This window comes from Sphingomonas arantia, from assembly GCF_042682045.1.
GTDB classification, from domain to species: domain Bacteria; phylum Pseudomonadota; class Alphaproteobacteria; order Sphingomonadales; family Sphingomonadaceae; genus Sphingomonas_R; species Sphingomonas_R arantia.
Genome location: NZ_JBHUGS010000003.1, coordinates 453802 through 471037 on the forward strand (window position 1 = coordinate 453802; position 17236 = coordinate 471037).

General features: G+C 70.1%; 18 protein-coding genes. 7 read left to right on the plus strand and 11 right to left on the minus strand.

Translation table 11 applies throughout. From position 1 onward, the window contains the following. The first annotated feature begins 121 nt into the window (after window positions 1-121). The 6 genes from ACFSGX_RS13550 (at window position 122) to ACFSGX_RS13575 (ending at window position 5786) form a co-directional block, all read left to right on the plus strand. Complete coding sequence (locus ACFSGX_RS13550) at window positions 122-796, plus strand: ABC transporter ATP-binding protein (RefSeq protein WP_380930653.1); 675 nt, start codon at window positions 122-124, stop codon at window positions 794-796. Then, window positions 786-3308 (plus strand): FtsX-like permease family protein, encoded by a 2523-nt coding sequence (locus ACFSGX_RS13555; RefSeq protein WP_380930654.1) that lies wholly within the window; start codon window positions 786-788, stop codon window positions 3306-3308. Before ACFSGX_RS13550 ends, ACFSGX_RS13555 begins: the two co-directional genes overlap by 11 nt. Then, window positions 3308-4369 carry a lipocalin-like domain-containing protein gene (locus ACFSGX_RS13560; protein WP_380930656.1) on the plus strand — a complete coding sequence of 354 codons (1062 nt, stop codon included), beginning with the start codon at window positions 3308-3310 and terminating at the stop codon, window positions 4367-4369. Before ACFSGX_RS13555 ends, ACFSGX_RS13560 begins: the two co-directional genes overlap by 1 nt. A 90-nt stretch (window positions 4370-4459) precedes the next feature. Next, a complete protein-coding gene (locus tag ACFSGX_RS13565; protein ID WP_380930658.1) occupies window positions 4460-4891 on the plus strand; it encodes a hypothetical protein in 432 nt (143 codons plus the stop codon). Next, window positions 4888-5241, plus strand: coding sequence for a hypothetical protein (locus tag ACFSGX_RS13570; RefSeq protein ID WP_380930660.1), 354 nt, complete (start codon window positions 4888-4890; stop codon window positions 5239-5241). The genes ACFSGX_RS13565 and ACFSGX_RS13570 overlap by 4 nt, the downstream gene beginning before the upstream one ends. A 119-nt stretch (window positions 5242-5360) precedes the next feature. Next, window positions 5361-5786: an organic hydroperoxide resistance protein gene (locus ACFSGX_RS13575; RefSeq protein WP_076070347.1), complete on the plus strand. Its 426-nt coding sequence runs from the start codon at window positions 5361-5363 to the stop codon at window positions 5784-5786. Window positions 5787-5859: 73 nt separating this feature from the next. On the opposite strand, the gene ACFSGX_RS13580 is transcribed toward ACFSGX_RS13575, so the two are convergent. The 4 genes from ACFSGX_RS13580 to ACFSGX_RS13595 form a co-directional block, all read right to left on the minus strand. Continuing rightward, entirely contained in the window at window positions 5860-6627 is a 768-nt protein-coding gene (locus tag ACFSGX_RS13580) for an EAL domain-containing protein (RefSeq protein WP_380930663.1), read from the minus strand. Window positions 6628-6796: 169 nt separating this feature from the next. Continuing rightward, the gene (locus ACFSGX_RS13585; RefSeq protein WP_380930665.1) at window positions 6797-7582 is read right to left on the minus strand and encodes an SDR family NAD(P)-dependent oxidoreductase; all 786 of its coding nucleotides are present in this window, start codon (window positions 7580-7582) and stop codon (window positions 6797-6799) included. A gap of 11 nt (window positions 7583-7593) precedes the next feature. Next, entirely contained in the window at window positions 7594-8793 is a 1200-nt protein-coding gene (locus tag ACFSGX_RS13590; RefSeq protein WP_380930667.1) for a zinc-dependent alcohol dehydrogenase, read from the minus strand. Window positions 8794-8796: 3 nt separating this feature from the next. After that, window positions 8797-9390: an SRPBCC family protein gene (locus ACFSGX_RS13595; protein ID WP_380930668.1), complete on the minus strand. Its 594-nt coding sequence runs from the start codon at window positions 9388-9390 to the stop codon at window positions 8797-8799. 225 nt (window positions 9391-9615) lie between these two features. Between ACFSGX_RS13595 and ACFSGX_RS13600 the strand changes: the two genes are divergently transcribed. Next, window positions 9616-10962 carry an FAD/NAD(P)-binding protein gene (locus ACFSGX_RS13600; RefSeq protein ID WP_380930800.1) on the plus strand — a complete coding sequence of 449 codons (1347 nt, stop codon included), beginning with the start codon at window positions 9616-9618 and terminating at the stop codon, window positions 10960-10962. Here ACFSGX_RS13600 and pcaDC read toward each other — a convergent pair. Genes pcaDC through pobA form a run of 7 tightly spaced genes read right to left on the minus strand, consistent with a single transcriptional unit; the run spans window position 10957 to window position 17223 of the window. Beyond that, a complete protein-coding gene (gene pcaDC, locus ACFSGX_RS13605; RefSeq protein ID WP_380930669.1) occupies window positions 10957-12153 on the minus strand; it encodes a bifunctional 3-oxoadipate enol-lactonase/4-carboxymuconolactone decarboxylase PcaDC in 1197 nt (398 codons plus the stop codon). The genes ACFSGX_RS13600 and pcaDC overlap by 6 nt on opposite strands. A gap of 3 nt (window positions 12154-12156) precedes the next feature. After that, entirely contained in the window at window positions 12157-13296 is a 1140-nt protein-coding gene (locus tag ACFSGX_RS13610; RefSeq protein ID WP_380930670.1) for a lyase family protein, read from the minus strand. Continuing rightward, complete coding sequence (pcaG, locus tag ACFSGX_RS13615) at window positions 13293-13985, minus strand: protocatechuate 3,4-dioxygenase subunit alpha (RefSeq protein WP_380930672.1); 693 nt, start codon at window positions 13983-13985, stop codon at window positions 13293-13295. Before pcaG ends, ACFSGX_RS13610 begins: the two co-directional genes overlap by 4 nt. After that, window positions 13978-14691: a protocatechuate 3,4-dioxygenase subunit beta gene (gene pcaH, locus ACFSGX_RS13620; RefSeq protein WP_380930674.1), complete on the minus strand. Its 714-nt coding sequence runs from the start codon at window positions 14689-14691 to the stop codon at window positions 13978-13980. The genes pcaG and pcaH overlap by 8 nt, the downstream gene beginning before the upstream one ends. Next, entirely contained in the window at window positions 14688-15335 is a 648-nt protein-coding gene (locus tag ACFSGX_RS13625; protein ID WP_380930802.1) for a 3-oxoacid CoA-transferase subunit B, read from the minus strand. The genes pcaH and ACFSGX_RS13625 overlap by 4 nt, the downstream gene beginning before the upstream one ends. Beyond that, the gene (locus tag ACFSGX_RS13630; RefSeq protein WP_380930676.1) at window positions 15335-16045 is read right to left on the minus strand and encodes a CoA transferase subunit A; all 711 of its coding nucleotides are present in this window, start codon (window positions 16043-16045) and stop codon (window positions 15335-15337) included. The genes ACFSGX_RS13625 and ACFSGX_RS13630 overlap by 1 nt, the downstream gene beginning before the upstream one ends. Then, window positions 16042-17223 carry a 4-hydroxybenzoate 3-monooxygenase gene (pobA, locus tag ACFSGX_RS13635; protein ID WP_380930677.1) on the minus strand — a complete coding sequence of 394 codons (1182 nt, stop codon included), beginning with the start codon at window positions 17221-17223 and terminating at the stop codon, window positions 16042-16044. Before pobA ends, ACFSGX_RS13630 begins: the two co-directional genes overlap by 4 nt. Between the last annotated feature and the right edge of the window lie 13 nt (window positions 17224-17236).

The window sequence follows — 17236 nt, forward strand, 5'->3', positions numbered from 1 at the left end:
CGAACCAAACGGTGTTGGATATAGACGGAAGAGGACGAAGCCCGGACATTCAGCCATGCCGCCGAACCCCCAAGGACAAAATGACAGCACCCCTTTCCGCCACCCCGCGTTAAACGCCCTGATGCCTCCCCGCCTCCTCCTCACCGGCCTCGCCAAGTCCGTCCCCGGCGGGCGCACCCTGTTCCAAGGCCTCGACCTCAGCGTCGGCCCCGGCGAACTGGTCGCGATCATGGGTGAATCCGGCGTCGGAAAATCCACTCTGCTCAACATCATCGCCGGCCTCGACAAACCCGACACCGGAACCGTCTCGGTCGAAGGTGCCGCGCTGTCCGAAATGGACGAGGCCGCCGCTACCCGCCTGCGCCGCGACCGTATCGGCTTCGTGTTCCAGGCGTTCCACATCCTGCCCTATCTCACGCTCCGCCAGAACGTCGCGCTCCCGCTCGCGCTCGGCCGCACCGCCGCCCGCGCCGCCACCGCGCGCGCCGATGCGATGCTCGACCTCGTCGGCCTGCCCACCCGCGGCGCGGACTATGCGCGCGACCTGTCGGGCGGCGAGTTGCAGCGCGTCGCCATCGCCCGCGCGCTCGTCCACGATCCCGCGCTGATCCTGGCGGACGAGCCGACCGGCAATCTCGACCCCGAAACCGCCGACCGCATTCTCGCGCTGTTCGCCGATGCGGTGCGCAGCCGCGGGGCCGCCGCCGTCATCGTCACGCACAGCCTGGTCGCCGCCGCCGTCGCGGACCGCACCCTCCGGCTCACCGCCACCGGCCTTGTCCCCCATGACGGCTAACCGGGCGGCGGGCGGCATTGCCCCGCCTCGCGCGCTCCGCTGGATGATCCTCGGCGAATGGCGCGCGCATCCCGCCCGCGTCATCACCGCCGCACTCGCCATCGCGGTCGGCGTCGCACTCGGCTTCGCGGTCCACCTCATCAACGGCTCCGCGCTCGACGCATTCGGTCAAGCGGTCCGCGCGGTGAACGGCGCGGCCGACTTCCAGGTCCGCGCCGCCACCCCGGCCGGCATGGACGAGACGCTTTACCCAGAGGTCGCCCGCCACCCCGGCGTCGCCGATGCCAGCCCCGTGGTCCAGCTCAAGGCCACCGCCGCCGGCGCCGACCTCACCCTGCTCGGCCTCGACATCCTGCGCGCCGGACAGGTCACCCCAGCGCTCGTCGGGCAACCGATGGGCGGCCCCGGCAGCGCGTTCGATCTCGGCGCGCTGTTCCTCTCGCGCGCCGCACTCGACGCAGTCCACCAGCGCGTCGGCGCAACCGTCACGGTCACCGCCGCCGGTCGAACCTTCCCCCTCCGCATCGCCGGCGTCCTCCCCGGGGTCGAGGCCGGCCGCCGGATCGGCGTGATCGACATCGCCGCCGCCCAGTGGCGCTTCGGTCGGATCGGCCGCATCGACCGCATCGACCTGAAACTCGCGGAGGGTACGGACGCCGCCGCGGTCCGCCGCACGCTCGCCACCGCACTCCCCTCCGCCGCCACGCTCGCCGATGCCGACAGCGACGCCCAGCAAGGCGCCGCGCTCAGCCGCGCCTACCGCGTCAACCTCGACATGCTCGCGCTGGTCGCGCTGCTCACCGGCGGCTTCCTCGTCTATTCCGCACAGTCGCTGTCGGTCACCCGCCGCCTGCGCAGCTTCGCGCTTCTCCGCACGCTCGGCCTCCCCCGCGCCGGCATCGTCGTCCAGGTCGCGATCGAAGGGCTCGTCGTCGGCCTCGTCGGCACCGCGCTCGGCCTCGCGATCGGCTACGCACTCGCCTCGGTCGCGCTGACCCGGTTCGGCGGCGATCTCGGCGCGGGCTATTTCGGCGGCGTCGCCCCCGCACTTGCCTTCGCCCCCGGTGCGGCCTTGCTATTTGCCGGCCTCGGCCTCGCGGCGGCCCTCGCGGGCAGCATCATCCCGGCCCGCGCCGCAGCCCGCGCGGCCCCCGCGGTGGCCCTCCGCAACGCCGGCGACGTCGTCGATCCGCGCACGCCCGTCGCCTGGCGCATCCCCCTCGCGCTCGTCGGCGCAGGCGTCGTCGCGGCCCTGCTGCCCGCAATCGGTGGCCTGCCACTGTTCGGCTATGCCGCGATGGCACTCGTCCTGGCCGGTGGCGTCGCGGCGATGCCATGGGCGGCACGACTCCTGCTCGCCCCATTCGACGCGCACGCCACCGGCCGCCCGGCCTTCGACCTCGCCATCCGCCACCTGCGCGGCGCGCCCGGTCAGGCGGCGGTCGCGCTCGGCGGTATCGTCGCCAGCACCGCGCTGATGATCGCGATGGCGGTCATGGTCACCAGCTTCCGCGGCGCGGTCGACGACTGGCTCGGCGACATCCTCTCCGCCGACCTCTACCTCCGCGTCGAGGGCAGCACCGGCGGCTTCGACCCCGCCGCCCAGAAACAACTCAGCGCGGTCCCCGGCGTCGCGCGGATCGCCTTCACCCGCCAGGTCCCGCTGACGCTCGATCCCGGCCAGCCCGCCACCATCCTGATCGCCCGCCCGATCGACGCGACACTGCCGCTGATCGGCCCCACCACCGCGGTCCCGGCCGGCACCGTCCCCGTCTGGCTCTCCGAGCCCGCCTCCCGCCTGATGCACAAGTCCCGCGGCGACACGCTCCCCCTCCCGATCGGCCGCAACACGCGCTTCGCCGTCGCCGGCATCTGGCGCGACTATGCGCGGCAACAAGGCGCGATCGCGATCGACACCGCCACCTACAGCCGGCTGACCGGTGACACGCTCCGCGACGAGGGCGCCGTCACGCTCACCCCTGGCGCGGACCCCGCCCGCGTCCGCCGCGCGCTCATCGCCGCCGCCCCGCCCGCGCTGGCTGGCCAGGTCGAGGTCGCCAGCCCCGCCACGCTCCGCGCCTTCGCGCTCACCCTGTTCGATCGCAGCTTCGCGATCACCTATGTGCTCGAAGCGGTCGCAGTGCTTGTCGAGCTCGCCGGCGTCGCCACCACCGTGTCGGCGCAGACCATCGCCCGCATCCGCGAATTCGGCATGCTCCGCCACATCGGCGCGGGCCGGCGGCAGATCGTCACGATGCTGGGCGCGGAGGGCGCGCTTCTCGGCGCGGTCGGCGGTGTCGCCGGAATCGCACTGGGCCTGGGCCTCAGTCAGATCCTGATCCACGTCGTCAATCCGCAATCGTTCAATTGGACCATGACCACACGCGTCCCCATCCCGCTCATCGTCGGTGTCGCCGCCTCGCTCATCGTCGCTGCGGCGGCCACCGCGATGCTCGCCGGCCGCCGCGCCGTCGCGGTCGATGCGGTCCGGGCCGTGCGGGAGGATTGGTGATGCACCGGCTCTGGACCCTCCTCGCGCTCCTGCTGCTCGCCGCCGCTGCCCCCGTCGGCGACTTTCCGGTCGTGCGCCCGGGTGTGCCACTTGCCTTCCCGGCGGACCACGGCGCGCACCCCGCCTACCGCACCGAATGGTGGTACGCGACCGGCTGGCTGCGCACCGCGGACGGCCGCGACCTGGGGTTCCAGGTTACCTTCTTCCGCTCGCGCTTGCCCGTCGATCCGCGCAACCCCAGCGCGTTCAACCCGTCGCAGATCGTCTTCGCCCACGCCGGCCTGTCCGATCCCGCCACCGGCCGGCTGCTCCACGACCAACGCTCCGCCCGCGCCGGCTTCGGTCTGGCGCAGGCCGCGACCGGCGACGCCGCGGTCGCGATCCGCGACTGGACGTTCCGCCGTACGCCCGCCGGTCGCTTCGAAACGCGCATCCCGGCCAAGGACTTCACCCTCGCGCTCAGCCTCACCCCTACCCAGCCGCCGTTCGCCCAAGGCGAGGCCGGCTACAGCCGCAAGGGCCCGAACCCCGCCGACGCCAGCCGCTATTACTCGGTCCCGCACCTGAAGGTCGCCGGCACCGTGCTGCGCGGCGGCCGCACCGTTCGCGTCACCGGCGAGGCCTGGCTCGACCGCGAATGGTCGTCGAGCTACCTCGATCCGCGCGCCGCCGGCTGGGACTGGACCGGCCTCAACCTCGACGACGGCTCCGCGCTCATGGCGTTCCGCATCCGCGCCAAGTCCGGCGGCACGCTCTGGGCGGGCGGCTCGCTCCGCCGGCCGGACGGTCGCATCGTCCGGTTCGCGCCCGGTGACGTGGCGCTCACCCCGCTCCGCCGCTGGCGCTCGCCCGGCACTGGTGCTGTCTATCCGGTCGAACAACTGCTCGCCGTCCGCTTGCCCGAGGGGATCCGCCGCTACCGCCTCACCCCGCTGTTCGATGCGCAGGAACTCGACGCGCGCAGCGGCGGCCTGCCGGTCTATTGGGAGGGCGCGGTGCGCACCCAGGGCGGGCGCGGCTATCTCGAACTGACCGGCTACGTCGCGCCGCTCGCCATCTGATTTTCCCCCACCCCCGTCACCGGACCGCGGATCATCCGCATGGTGTCGTGCCGCCCCGTGCGCTAGGATCGCCCGATAATGGGAGCAGGCATGATGACGCGCACCGGCCGGCACAGGTCGGGCCTCATGAATCGGATCGGGCTGGCGGTTGCGGTCGCCGGCCTGCTGCTGTTCGCCGGCCTCTGGATGGGCGCCCGCCGCGAAGCCGCCGCCCTGCGCGACTGGCAGGCCGCTATGCTGGAACGGATTGCTCAGGCGCAGGCCAAACCCGGCGCATCCGCCCTACTCCCGAACGAAGCCGGCGAGGCGTTCGACCGGATCGTTGCCGCACGCGACGGCGCGATCGCCCGAACTACGCTCGCCAGCGGCGCGTCCGGACCCGACCCCGCCCGCCCCACGCCCGCTGCGAACACCGAGGCCGAGATCTCGCGCCTCCGTGCCACACAAAGCACCGGCACCGCCGCCGGCGACGCACGCATCATCGAACGCGACAGCCGCGCCGCCTGGACCGGCTGGAAATGACCGGTCGCCTTGTCCTGGCTACGATCGTGGCATGGCTCCTGACCGGTTGCGCCACAAAGCCCGTCCGCCCGGCCGCGAACATCCCGGTCCTGCTCGTCGGCCCTCCCGTCGCGAAGGTCACCACCCGGTCCAAGCCCGCCAAGCCAGCGGACACGGCAGTCACGCGCTGCCCCACCGCCGCCGACGTCCGCCGCCTCCGCGCCGCCCGCCCCAAGCCGCTCCGCCAGCAGACCATGCCCACCAGCCCGGCCGAGCGCGTCGCCCGCACCGCAGCTCAGCTCGGTCTCTACGAGGCGCGCGACGCCTGGGCCGACCAAGTCGAGGAGGCGCTCGCCCGCTGCGAACGCTGACGGGCGGCCTCGACTGGCCGCCGCGCCATACCGTTCTGCCGCGTCAGCCTTTTGGACGTGCGCCGCAAGACCGGGTCGGCCGTTCCAGTCCCGAACTTATCCCAGCGAAGGAAACCGCCATGTCCGTTGATCCGATCTACAAGACCACCGCCACCGCAACCGGCGGCCGTGACGGCTCCGCCAAATCCGACGACGGCTCCGTCGACGTGAAGCTTGTCGTGCCCAAGGAAATGGGCGGCCCCGGCGGCGTCGGCGCCAATCCGGAGAAGCTGTTCGCGGCGGGCTATTCCGCCTGCTTCCTGGGCGCGATGAAGGCCGTCTCCGGCAAGGAGGGCGTAAAGGTCCCGTCCGACGCCACCGTCACCGCCGAAATCGGCTTTGGCCCACGCTCGGAAGGGGGCTACGGTATCACTGCCGACCTGACCGTCTCGCTCCCCGGCGTCGATCGCGCGGACGGCGAAAAGCTGATGAAGGCCGCGCACGAGGTCTGCCCCTACTCCAACGCAACGCGCGGCAATGTCGATGTCGGTCTGACGTTGGCCTGATCATAAAGACCGGAGTTGCGGGAACAGTCCCACAACCCCGGTCTGGTCGCGCACTTGTTCCGAACAGTCTCCCTCAGGCGACCGCAGCCAGCGGCGGATCGGGCATCACGATCGTCGGCAGGCACCGAAAACCTGGTCGCGCCAGCAGATACCCTTGGAAATATCGCACGCCGATCTCGCGCAATACGTCATACTCCGGAACGGTTTCGATCCCCTCTGCGATCACCCTGATATCCAAAGACTCGGCGATCCGCACGACACCCTCGACGATTAGGCGACGCGGCAGGCTGGCGTCGATCCCGCGGATCAGGTCCATGTCCAGCTTGATGAAATCCGTCTGGAAGTTCGCGAGCAGCCGCAATCCCGCATGCCCTGCCCCGAAATCGTCGATCGCGGTGGCGAACCCCATCTTTCGATAACTCTCGACGATGTTCGCGACATGGTCGGTGTCCGCCATCTCCTCGCTCTCGGTGAACTCGAAGATCAGCCGGTCGGTCGGAAATTCCGTTGCATGCGCGGTCTTCAGCGTCAGTTGGATACAGGCGACGGGCGAGTAGACGGCATTGGGCAGGAAATTGATCGACAGCCGCGCCTCTGTATCGAGGATCCCGGCCGCGACTGCATCCTCGATCGCCGCCACCCGGCACTGCTGGTCGAACGCATAACGGTCCTCGGGTGCTACACTACCCAGCACCTCACCCGCACCTTCGCCATTCGGCCCACGCACCAGCGCTTCGTAGGCGAACGGCAGTCCCGTCTCGGCATCGACGATCGGCTGGAACGCCATGGCGATGTCGAATGTCCGACGCTCCGTCCGACACGCTACGCACCCGGTCTGCATGTTCCGTCCTTCCATATTCTACGGACGTAACGCACGGAAGCTAACAACGGGTGAACGGGCTCGGGACCGCGAAGCCAACTTGCTGCAATGTCACGGAAAAGCTGGCCAGGCAGAGTGTTCGGTCTACTCTCGTGGGCCCTGTCGTCACCAGCTATCCAAGCGAACCTGTTTACTCCGCGCTGCCCGGCTCGGCCATGTTGCGGTGCATGTGCGCCAGGATCGGCGCGGGTGTGACATGCGCCATTGCGACCTGGATCTTGTTCTTCCAGCCGGACACGACGCTGTCCTTGCCCGCCATCACCGCGTCCCAGCCGTCGCGCGCCACGTCGCCGGCCTCGCTCTTGCTCTCCGACGTGCCGACCGACGTATCCATCATGTCGGCGCGGTCGAAGAACTCGGTCTCCACCGGGCCCGGCATCGACGTCGTGATCGTGACGCCCTTCGACTCCTTCAACTCGTCCCGGATCGCGTCGGTGAAGCTGTCCACGAACGCCTTCGTCCCGTTGTACACCGCCTGATAGCTGCCCGGGATGAACCCGGCGATCGATCCGGTGACCAGCACCTTGCCGTCGTCGCGCGCCACCATGTCGCGCAGCACGGACTGCAACAGATACAGCGTCCCGGTGATATTGGTGTCGACCACCCGCCGCCAGTCGGCGACGTCCTGATCGAGGAACCCCTTGCCCAGCCCACGCCCGGCATTGGCGCACAGCAGGTCGATCGTCCGCCCGTTCGTCGCGGCGACCAGCGCATCGACGCCCTCAATCGTCGACAGGTCGGCCTCGAGCGACTCCACCGCGCCACCATGCGTCTGGAAATCGGCGGCGGCCGCCTCGATCAACGCTTCGTCCGCCACGACCAGGATGTCGTAGCCATTCTCCGCGGCCAGGCTGGCCAGTTCGAAACCGATGCCCGTCGAGGCCCCGGTGATCACGGCATATTTGCGTTCGGTCATGATGGGATCCTTCAAGCGGTGGCGGCGGCGGCCGAAGCCATGCCGGGTTTCAGCACGATCTTGGTCACGTCATTCTGTTCGTCGTGGAACATGCGGTACGCCTCGGCGCCGTGTTCCAGCGGCATCCGGTGGCTGATCAGGAAGGTCGTATCGATCTTCTCCTCCATGATCGCGTTCAGCAGGCCGGGCAGGTAGCGCTGGACATGGGTCTGACCCGTCTTCAGCGTCAGCCCCTTCTCCATCAACGCACCGAGCGGAAACTTGTCGACGATCCCGCCATAGACCGCAGGCATCGACACACGCCCGCCCTTGCGGCACGCCACGATCGCCTGGCGGATCGAATGGATCCGGTCCGTACCGAGGAACGTCGATTTCTTGATCTGATCGACGACATTGTCGACGAACAGCCCGTGCGCCTCCAGCCCCACGCTGTCGATGCACGCGTCCGGGCCGATCCCGCCGGTCATCTGCATCAACGCGTCGTAGGTCGCGGTCTCCTCGAAATTGATCGTCTCCGCGCCGAACCGCCGCGCCAGTTCCAGCCGCTTGGGGAAATGATCGATCGCGATCACCCGCGCCGCACCCATCAGGAACGCAGACTGCACCGCGAACAGCCCGACCGGCCCGCAACCCCACACCGCGACCGTATCGCCCGGCTCGATGTCGGCATTCTCCGCTGCCTGCCACCCGGTCGGCAGGATGTCCGACAGGAACAGCACCTTGTCGTCGTCCACCCCGTCCGGGATCACGATCGGCCCGACGTCGGAATAAGGCACGCGGACATACTCAGCCTGACCGCCCGCGTAGCCGCCGGTCATGTGGCTGTACCCGAACAGCCCGGACATCGGCTGCCCGTACAGCTTCTCGGCGATGTCCTGATTGTCCGCCGGATTGCCGTTGTCGCACGCGGAGAATTGCTGCTTCCCGCAATGGTAGCAGGACCCGCACGCGATCGTGAACGGCACGACGACGCGCTGGCCCTTCTTCAACGTGCTGCCCGGGCCCGTCTCGACCACCTCGCCCATAAATTCATGGCCCAGGATGTCGCCCGCCTTCATCGTCGGGATATAGCCGTCATACAGATGCAGGTCGGAACCACAGATCGCGGTCGACGTGACCTTGATGATCGCATCGCGCTTGTTGACGATCTCCGGATCGTCGACGGTGTCGACGCGAACGTCGTGGCGGCCGTGCCAGGCAAGTGCGCGCATCTCTTAAGCCTCCTTGGCCGCGGCCTGCGCCGGGTTCATCGCGTTGGTGCTGATCTCGCCGGTTTCCATCAGCTGCTTGAACCGGCGCAGGTCGCGGCGCGCCTGGATCGCGGGCTCGCGCTGGAACAGTTTCGCCACGATCTTGCCGACGACGCCGGCTGGCGGATCGTACAGGATCGTCGCGGTCACCACCGTGCCGCGCCCGCCCTGCGCCTCGACGAATTCGATTCGCCCGCTGTTCGGCACGTCCGCCCCCGGCGCGCTCTCCCACGCGATCAGCGAGCCGGGTTCGTCCTCGGTCACCACAGCGTCCCATTCCACCGTCTTGCCGGCGGGGGCGGCGACCACCCAGTGCGAGGTCGTCGCGTCCTTCACGTCGATCCGTTCGACATTCTCCATGAACATCGCCAGGTTCGCGAAATCGCGCCAATAGGCATAAAGTTCGGTCCGCGGCCGGTTGATCGTCACCGCACGCGACGTGATCTGGTCGCCCACCGTATCGCGCATCCGCCCGCCGGTCTCGCCCGCCGGGTCGCCATGCTTGGATGTCGCGAGCGGCGCATCGTCCTGCCCGCTGTTCGTCGCGCCGTCGGTCATCGCGAATGCCCTCCTGTTGCAAAGCCTAAACCGGTGCCGCCAGCGCCCGTTCCGCGCGAATGTCCCAACATGGATCAGCTTCCACCGCCGTGATCCGCCGCCTGCCAGTTCCGCCTTGCCGCATCGCACAGGACCGGCGACATGCACTTCGTATAAAGTCATCGCATCATCAGGAGCCCCCCGATCCCCGACGATCCCACGCCCTCGCCCGCATCCCAACCGCCGATCGTCGATCATGTCGCGATCGTCGGCGGCGGCTTCGCGGGCGCATTGATGGCCGTGAACCTGCTGCGGCACGAGGGGCCGCGCGCAACCTTGATCGAACGGCGCGCCCGCGTCGGGGTCGGCGTCGCCTATAGCGCCGCGCATCCCGACCACCGGCTGAACGTCCGCGCCGGCAACATGAGCGCGCTTCCCGACGATCCCGGCCATTTCGATCGCTGGCTCGGCGTCCATCATCCCGACCATGTCGGCGGCTTCGCCCCGCGGCTCGTCTACGGCCAATATCTTTCCGACATTCTGGCCGAAGCCGCCGCCCGCTCCGACGGCCGCCTCACGATCGTTCAGGGCGAGGCCACCGGCCTGACGCTCGACGACAACCAGGCCGTCGTCACGCTGGCCGACGGCACCGCGATCGCCGCCGACGCCGTCGTGCTGGCATCCGGCAACCTGCCGCCCCACACCCCGCCCGGTATCGACCCGGACGCGTTGACGCGCGATCACTACGCCCCCGACCCATGGGCGGCCGACGTCGCAGACGGCCTGTCCGACGACGACACCGTCCTGCTGCTCGGCGGCGGCCTCACGATGATCGACGTGGCGCTCCTCCTCGAAGCGCGCGGGTTCCGCGGCCGCATCGTCGCCCTGTCGCGCCGCGGCCTCCTGCCCCGCCCGCACGGCGATCTTACCCCTGCCCCGCTGTCCGAACGCCCGCGCGGCCGCCCCTCCGCTCTGCTCGCGCAGGTCCGCGCGCATGCCGCGACGGTCGGCTGGCGCGCCGCGGTTGATGCGCTCCGCCCGCATACCCAGGCGGTGTGGCGCGCGACCGACCCGGCCGACCGGATGCGCTTCCTCCGCCACCTCCGCCCCTGGTGGGACGTCCACCGCCACCGCCTCGCGCCGCAGGTCGCGGACCGCATCGCCGCCCTGCGCGCCACGGGCCAGCTCGACATCGTCGCGGGCAAGCTCGTCGCGGTCGCCACGACGGACGCGCAACCCACCGTCACTTTCCGCCCGCGCGGTTCCGACGACACGACCACGCTCTCCATCCGCCGGATCGTCAACTGCACCGGCCCGCTCGGCGACATCGGCCGCACGACCGAACCGCTGCTCCGCGACCTGCTCGCCCGCGGCCGAATCCGGCCCGACCCGCTCCGTATCGGGATCGACGTCGATCCGCAGTCCGCGGTGCTGGAAGACACCGGCCGCGCGTCGGACCGGCTCTACGCAATCGGACCGATGACGCGCGGCACCTTCTGGGAAATCGTCGCGGTGCCCGACATCCGCCACCAGACCTGGTCGCTCGCCCGCCGGCTCTCCAACGCGATGTGGGTCGGCGGCGAGGGGCTATAGCGCCGCCGCGTCCTCGGCCGCATCCAGCTCCGCGATGATCCGCCCGGCCTCGGCAAACCCGGTATTGGCGGCCGGCACCCCGGCATAGATCGCGGTCTGCATCAGCACCTCCTTCAACATGTCGCGCGTAAAACCACCGCGTGACAGCCCGGCGCGGACATGCAGCCCGAACTCCTCCCACCGCCCGAGGCTCGCGGTGATCGCCACGACCAGCAACCGCCGCGTCGCATCGTCCAGCCCCGGCCGCCCCCAGATCTCGTTCCACGCGATCCGCGTGATCATCGCCTGGAACTCCGCGTTGAACGGCGTCCGCCCGGCGAGCGACGTGTCCACCCACGCATCGCCCAGCACGCGCCGCCGGTTCCGCAGCCCCGCCTCGAACAGCGTCTCGGCCGCCCCTGCCACCGCATGGTCCTTCGCCAGGAACGCCACGATCACCCCGGCCAGCGCCGCCGGCACCTCGATCGGCGCCAGATGCGCGCAATCCAGCTGCGCCACCTCCGCCCCCGGAATCGCCGCCGCGATCCGCGCGCCATGCCCCTCGAACGGGGTCGAAATATCGCGGTCCCCGCCCACCACCAGCACCGGCAATGCGAGCCCCGGCAACCGCCCGATCACATCCATGTCGCGGATCGCCGCACCCGCGCCGGCATAACCCGCATCCGCCATCGCCACGATCGCTCGGTGCAGCGACGCCGCCACCGCCGGATGCGCCGCGGCGAACTGCGGCGACAGGAACCGCCCCATTGCCAGGTCCGCGATCGCCGCGGTCCCGCCCTGCCGCACGGTCGCGATCCGCTGCGCCCAGGCACCCGCATCCATCGTCGCCGACGTGCAGATCAGCGCCAATGCGTGGACCCGCGCCGGATGATCCAACGCCGCCTGCATCGCGATCATCCCGCCCAGCGACACGCCCGCCACCGCCGCCCGCTCGATCCCGGCCGCATCCATCGCCGCGATCATGTCCGCCGCCAGCATCGGCAGGGTATAATCCCCCTCCGGTGCATCCGACGCCCCGTGCCCGCGCGTATCGATCCGCAACACGCGGAACCGCCGCGTCAGCGCGGGCAGGCACGCGTCCCACAACGCCATGTCGGTGCCGATCGAGTTGAGCAGCACCAGCGGCGGCGCGCCATCGTCGCCGTCCAGCTTCCAGTAGATCCGCACCGCGCCCCGCACCGCAAACGGCATCGCTCAGTCCCTTCCCATCCGGATCAGCGCATCGACCAGCGCCGCGCTCTCGCCGATATCGTCGCCCTGCCCCGCCGCCGCGAGGTTGCGCGCGATCGCGGCCGGATCGATCTCCAGCCCCTCCGCCACGGTCACCATCGCATCGACCGCGCCCGACGCGATCAGGAACAGGTCAATCAGCATCGGGCCCTCCGCCTGCCACCCGCCGATCCCGCGTTCCTCCTCGGCCGGCAGCGCGGACAGGATAGCCGCGACCAGCCCCGGCGCGCGGACCGCGGCGGACAACGCGACCTGGCACCCGGTCGGGTTGCGCTTGTGCGGCATCGTGGACGATCCGCCGCGCCCCGCCGCCGCCGGTTCATGCGCCTCGCCGACCGCGGTCTGGCTCAGCAACGCGACGTCGCGCGCCATCTTGGCCACCGCGCCGATCAGGATGCCCACCGCCGCCGCGATCCCCGCGACGCCCTCGCGCCGCGCATGCCACGGCGGCGCATCCGCCAGCCCGAACGCCCGCGCCAACCGCGCCGCCACCGCCGCCGCGCGCCCGTCCTGGTCCGGCCGCGTCCCCGCAGCACCACCCCACTGCAACGCCGCCCCGCTCGCCACCTCGCGCTCCAGCCGCGCCGCCGCACCTGCGATCCCCGCGTGCCACTGCGCGATCCGCAGCCCGAACCCGATCGGCCGCGCATCCTGCAACAATGTCCGCCCGATCGCCGGCGTCGCGGCATGCGCCCGCGCGCTCGCCTCCAGCGCCGCCACCAACCGCACTACATCGCCCGCCAGCAACCGCGCGGCACCCCGAATTTGCCCCATCAGGACCGTCTCCGCGACATCCTGGCTCGTCGCCCCACGATGCAGCGCGCGCGCCGCATCCGCGCCTAGCCCCGCCCGGATCGCCGCGACCAGCGGGATGGCAAGCGTCCCGGCGAACGCCGCCTCCTCCGCCAGTTCCGCAGAATCGAACCGCACCGTCGCCGCGACCGCCGCGATCTCGTCCGCGCACGCCGCCGGGATCACCCCCTCGTCCGCCTGCGCCCGCGCCAGCGCGACCTCGAACCGGATCGCCCCCGCGATCGTCGCGACATCGTCGAACAAGGCGATCATCGCCGCCGTCGCGACCGTCCGGGTGCGCAACTCGCTCACAGCGCGAAGAACACCGTCTCGGCCGGACCGCCCAGACACAGGTCGAGCCACCATTCGCCCTCCCCGCGCGGTTCGGCGATCAGCGTCGCGCGCCGCGCCGCCGGCACGCACGCCAGCACCGGATCCTGGTCGTTCCCGGCCAGCCCGCCGAAATACATTCGTGTCGCCAGCCGGTTGATTAGCCCACGCCCGAACAGCGACAGCGCCAGATGCGGCGCCTGCATCGTGCCGCCCGGCCCCGGCACGCGACCGGGCATGATCGTGCGGAACCGGTACACGCCCTCCGCATCGGTCGCCGCCCGCCCGAACCCTATGAAGTGCGGGTCGATCGGCACCTCGTCGCGCGCGTCGTCCACGCTGCGATACCGCCCCGCGGCGTTCGCCTGCCAGATCTCGACCATCGAGTCCGCGACCGGCGCCCCTTCCGCATCGAGTACCCGCCCGGCGACCGTGATCACCTCGCCCGCCGGCGTGCCGGTCGGCGCGGACAGGTTCAGCACCCAATGCTCCTCCGCGAACAGGTCGGGCCGCGCGCCCATGTCGGACTTGCCGACCAGGTCCGCGCCGCCCTTCCACGGCAGCCCGTAGTGAAAGAACGGCCCGACCGTCTGGCTCGGCGTCTGGCCGAACAGGGCGGGGTCCTGATTGTCCTGCCGCGCATCCGGCTGGCGATCGGCGGGATCAGTCATGATGATCATCCTCGAACGGCGTCTGCATGCGCCCCTTCAACACCACGTCGAACAGATACCCCAGCGCACGGTTCGGCTCGGTCGTCGCCAGGTCGAACCGGCTCACCATCCGCTGGCGGTACGGCATCGGCACCGCATTCGCGATCGGGTCGATCTCGATCAGCGGATCGTCCGGAAAATACAGCTGCGTCACCAGCCGTGTCGCAAAGGCGGGGCCGAGCAGCGACAGGTGGATGTGCGCCGGCCGCCACGCATTGTGGTGATTGCCCCACGGATAGGCCCCCGGCCGGACCGTCACGAACCGGTACCGCCCGTCCGCATCGGTCACGACCCGGCCCGCCCCGGTAAAATTCGGGTCGATCGGCGCATCCCACTGGTCGCGCGCATGGATGTAACGCCCCGCGGCGTTCGCCTGCCAGATCTCCATCACCGTGTCCGGCACCGGCCGACCCTGATCGTCCAGCACCCGCCCCGACACGATGATCCGCTGCCCGATCGGCGCGCCGCCATGCTGCGTCGTCAGGTCGGCCAGCGCCGACCCCATCATCCGGTCCCACACGCCGCCCGGTCCCGTCGTCTCGGTCAGCGTCTGCGGCGCCTGCACGCGCGGCTGCGACGGCGCACGCAGCGCGGTCGACCGGTAATCGCCGTACCGCGACGGCGGCGCCCCGGCATCGTCACTCGAATAAGGTGCAATGCCGGTCATACCGCGATCCCCTCTGCCACCGTGAACGCCGCCCCGGTCCGCGCCCGCACGAAATCCAGCGTCACGCCCGGCGCCAACTCCACCAGCCGCAGCCCCGGCTTGTCGCACGCCATCACGCACAGATCGGTGACGATCATGTCGACGCACGCGCGGCCGGTCAGCGGCAACGTGCATTCGTCCAGGATTTTGGGCTCGCCCGCCTTGTTGGCATGGTCCATCACCACGATCACGCGCTTCACGCCGGCAACCAGATCCATCGCCCCGCCCATTCCCTTCACCATCTTGCCGGGGATCGTCCAGTTGGCGATGTCGCCCGCGACGCTGACCTCCATCGCGCCCAGCACCGCCATGTCGATATGCCCGCCGCGGATCATCGCGAAGCTGTCCGCGCTGGAGAAAAAGCTCGACGTCGGCAGCGCAGTGATCGTCTGCTTGCCCGCATTGATCAGGTCCGGGTCGACCGCATCGCGCGTCGGGAACGGCCCGATGCCCAGCATGCCGTTCTCCGACTGCAACGTCACGTCGACGCCGTCCGGCACATGGTTCGCCACCAGCGTCGGAATGCCGATGCCCAGGTTCACATAATATCCGTCCTGCAATTCGCGTGCGGCACGCGCCGCCATCTGGTCGCGGGTCCAGCCCATCACGCCTCCTCCCCTTCGCGCAGCGTCAGTTTCTCGATGCGCTTCTCGTTCACCGTGCTCAGCACGATCCGGTCGACATAGATGCCCGGCGTATGGATGCAGTCGGGGTCCAGGCTGCCGGCCGGCACGATCTCCTCGACCTCCGCCACCGTCACGCGCCCCGCGGTCGCCATGTTTGGATTGAAATTCCGCGCCGTCTTGCGGAACATCAGGTTCCCCGCCGGGTCCGCCCGCCACGCCTTCACGATCGACAGGTCTGCGCGCAGCCACGTCTCGCGGACATACTCCTCGCCGTCGAACGTCTCGACCGGCTTGCCCTCGGCCACCACCGTGCCGACGCCCGTCTTGGTATAGAAGGCCGGGATGCCCGCCCCGCCCGCGCGGATCCGCTCGGCCAGCGTCCCCTGCGGCGTCAACTCCAGCGCCAGCTCGCCGCTCAGATATTGCTGCTCGAACAGCTTGTTCTCGCCGACATAGCTCGCGATCATCTTCGCGATCTGCCGGCTTTCCAGCAACATCCACAGCCCGAACCCGTCCGCCCCGGCATTGTTGGAAATCACCGTAAGCCCGGTCACCCCGCTCGCGCGGATCTCCGGGATCAGACTTTCCGGGTTGCCCGAAAGGCCGAAGCCGCCCGACATGATCGTCATCCCGTCGAACAACAGCCCGTCGAGCGCGGCTGCCGGCGTATCGTAGATCCTGTTCTTCATGCTGCCCCCATCGGTAGTCCGACATAATTCTCCGCAAGCGTGCGCTGCGCCGCTTGCGATCCGCGGATGTAGTCCAGTTCGGCCATCTGGATACGCCGATCGAACCCGTCCATTGTCGGAAAGCGGTGCGTCACCGATGTGAACCACCAGGAAAAGCGCTCCGCCTTCCACACCCGTGCCAGCGCGCGCGCCGAATATCCGTCGATCCCGGCGTCGGACCCGTCGCGGTACCGCTCGACCAGCGCCTTGCCCAGCATCGTCACGTCCGACACCGCCAGGTTCATGCCCTTCGCGCCCGTCGGCGGCACGATATGCGCGGCATCCCCCGCCAGGAACAGCCGCCCCCAGCGCATCGGTTCGCACACGAACGACCTGAGCGGCGCGATCGTCTTCTCGAACGACGGCCCGCGCACCACCTTCGCCGCGGTCTCCGGCCCCAGCCGCACGCACAGCTCGTCCCAGAACCGCGCGTCGGACCAGTCGGCGATATCCTCGTCCACCGCGCACTGGATGTAATAACGGCTACGCGTCGGCGACCGCATCGATGCCAGCGCGAACCCACGTGCGTGATTGGCGTAGATCAGCTCATGATCCGCCGGCGGCACATCCGCCAGGATTCCCAGCCAGCCGAACGGGTAGACCCGCTCGTACGTCCGCAGCACGTCCGCCGGGATCGCGCCGCGGCTCACCCCGTGGAACCCGTCGCACCCGACGACGAAATCGCAGTCCAGCGTGCGGTCCACGCCGTCCGCCCGCCACGTCACCACCGGCCGGTCGCCGTCCAGCCCGGACAGCGCGACATCCGCTGCGTTCCACACGATCGGCAGGTCCGCCGCCTCGGCCGCATCGAACAGGTCGCGCATCACCTCCTGCTGGCCGTACACCGTCACGGTCGTCCCACCGGTCAACGCCGCCATGTCGATCCGGAACACATCGCCGTCCAGCGCCAGCTTCGTGCCGCCATGGATCAGCCCCTCGCGCAGCAGCCGCGCGCCGATGCCCAGCCGGTGCATCAGGTCCGTCGTCACCGGTTCGAGCACGCCGGCCCGCACGCGCCCCTCGACATAGGCCCGGTCGCGCCGCTCGATCACCACCGCGTCGATCCCGGCCTGCCGCATCAGGTGCGCCAGGAACATGCCCGCCGGGCCTACACCGATGATCGCGATCTGGGTTCGCAAGATCCTCTCCGTG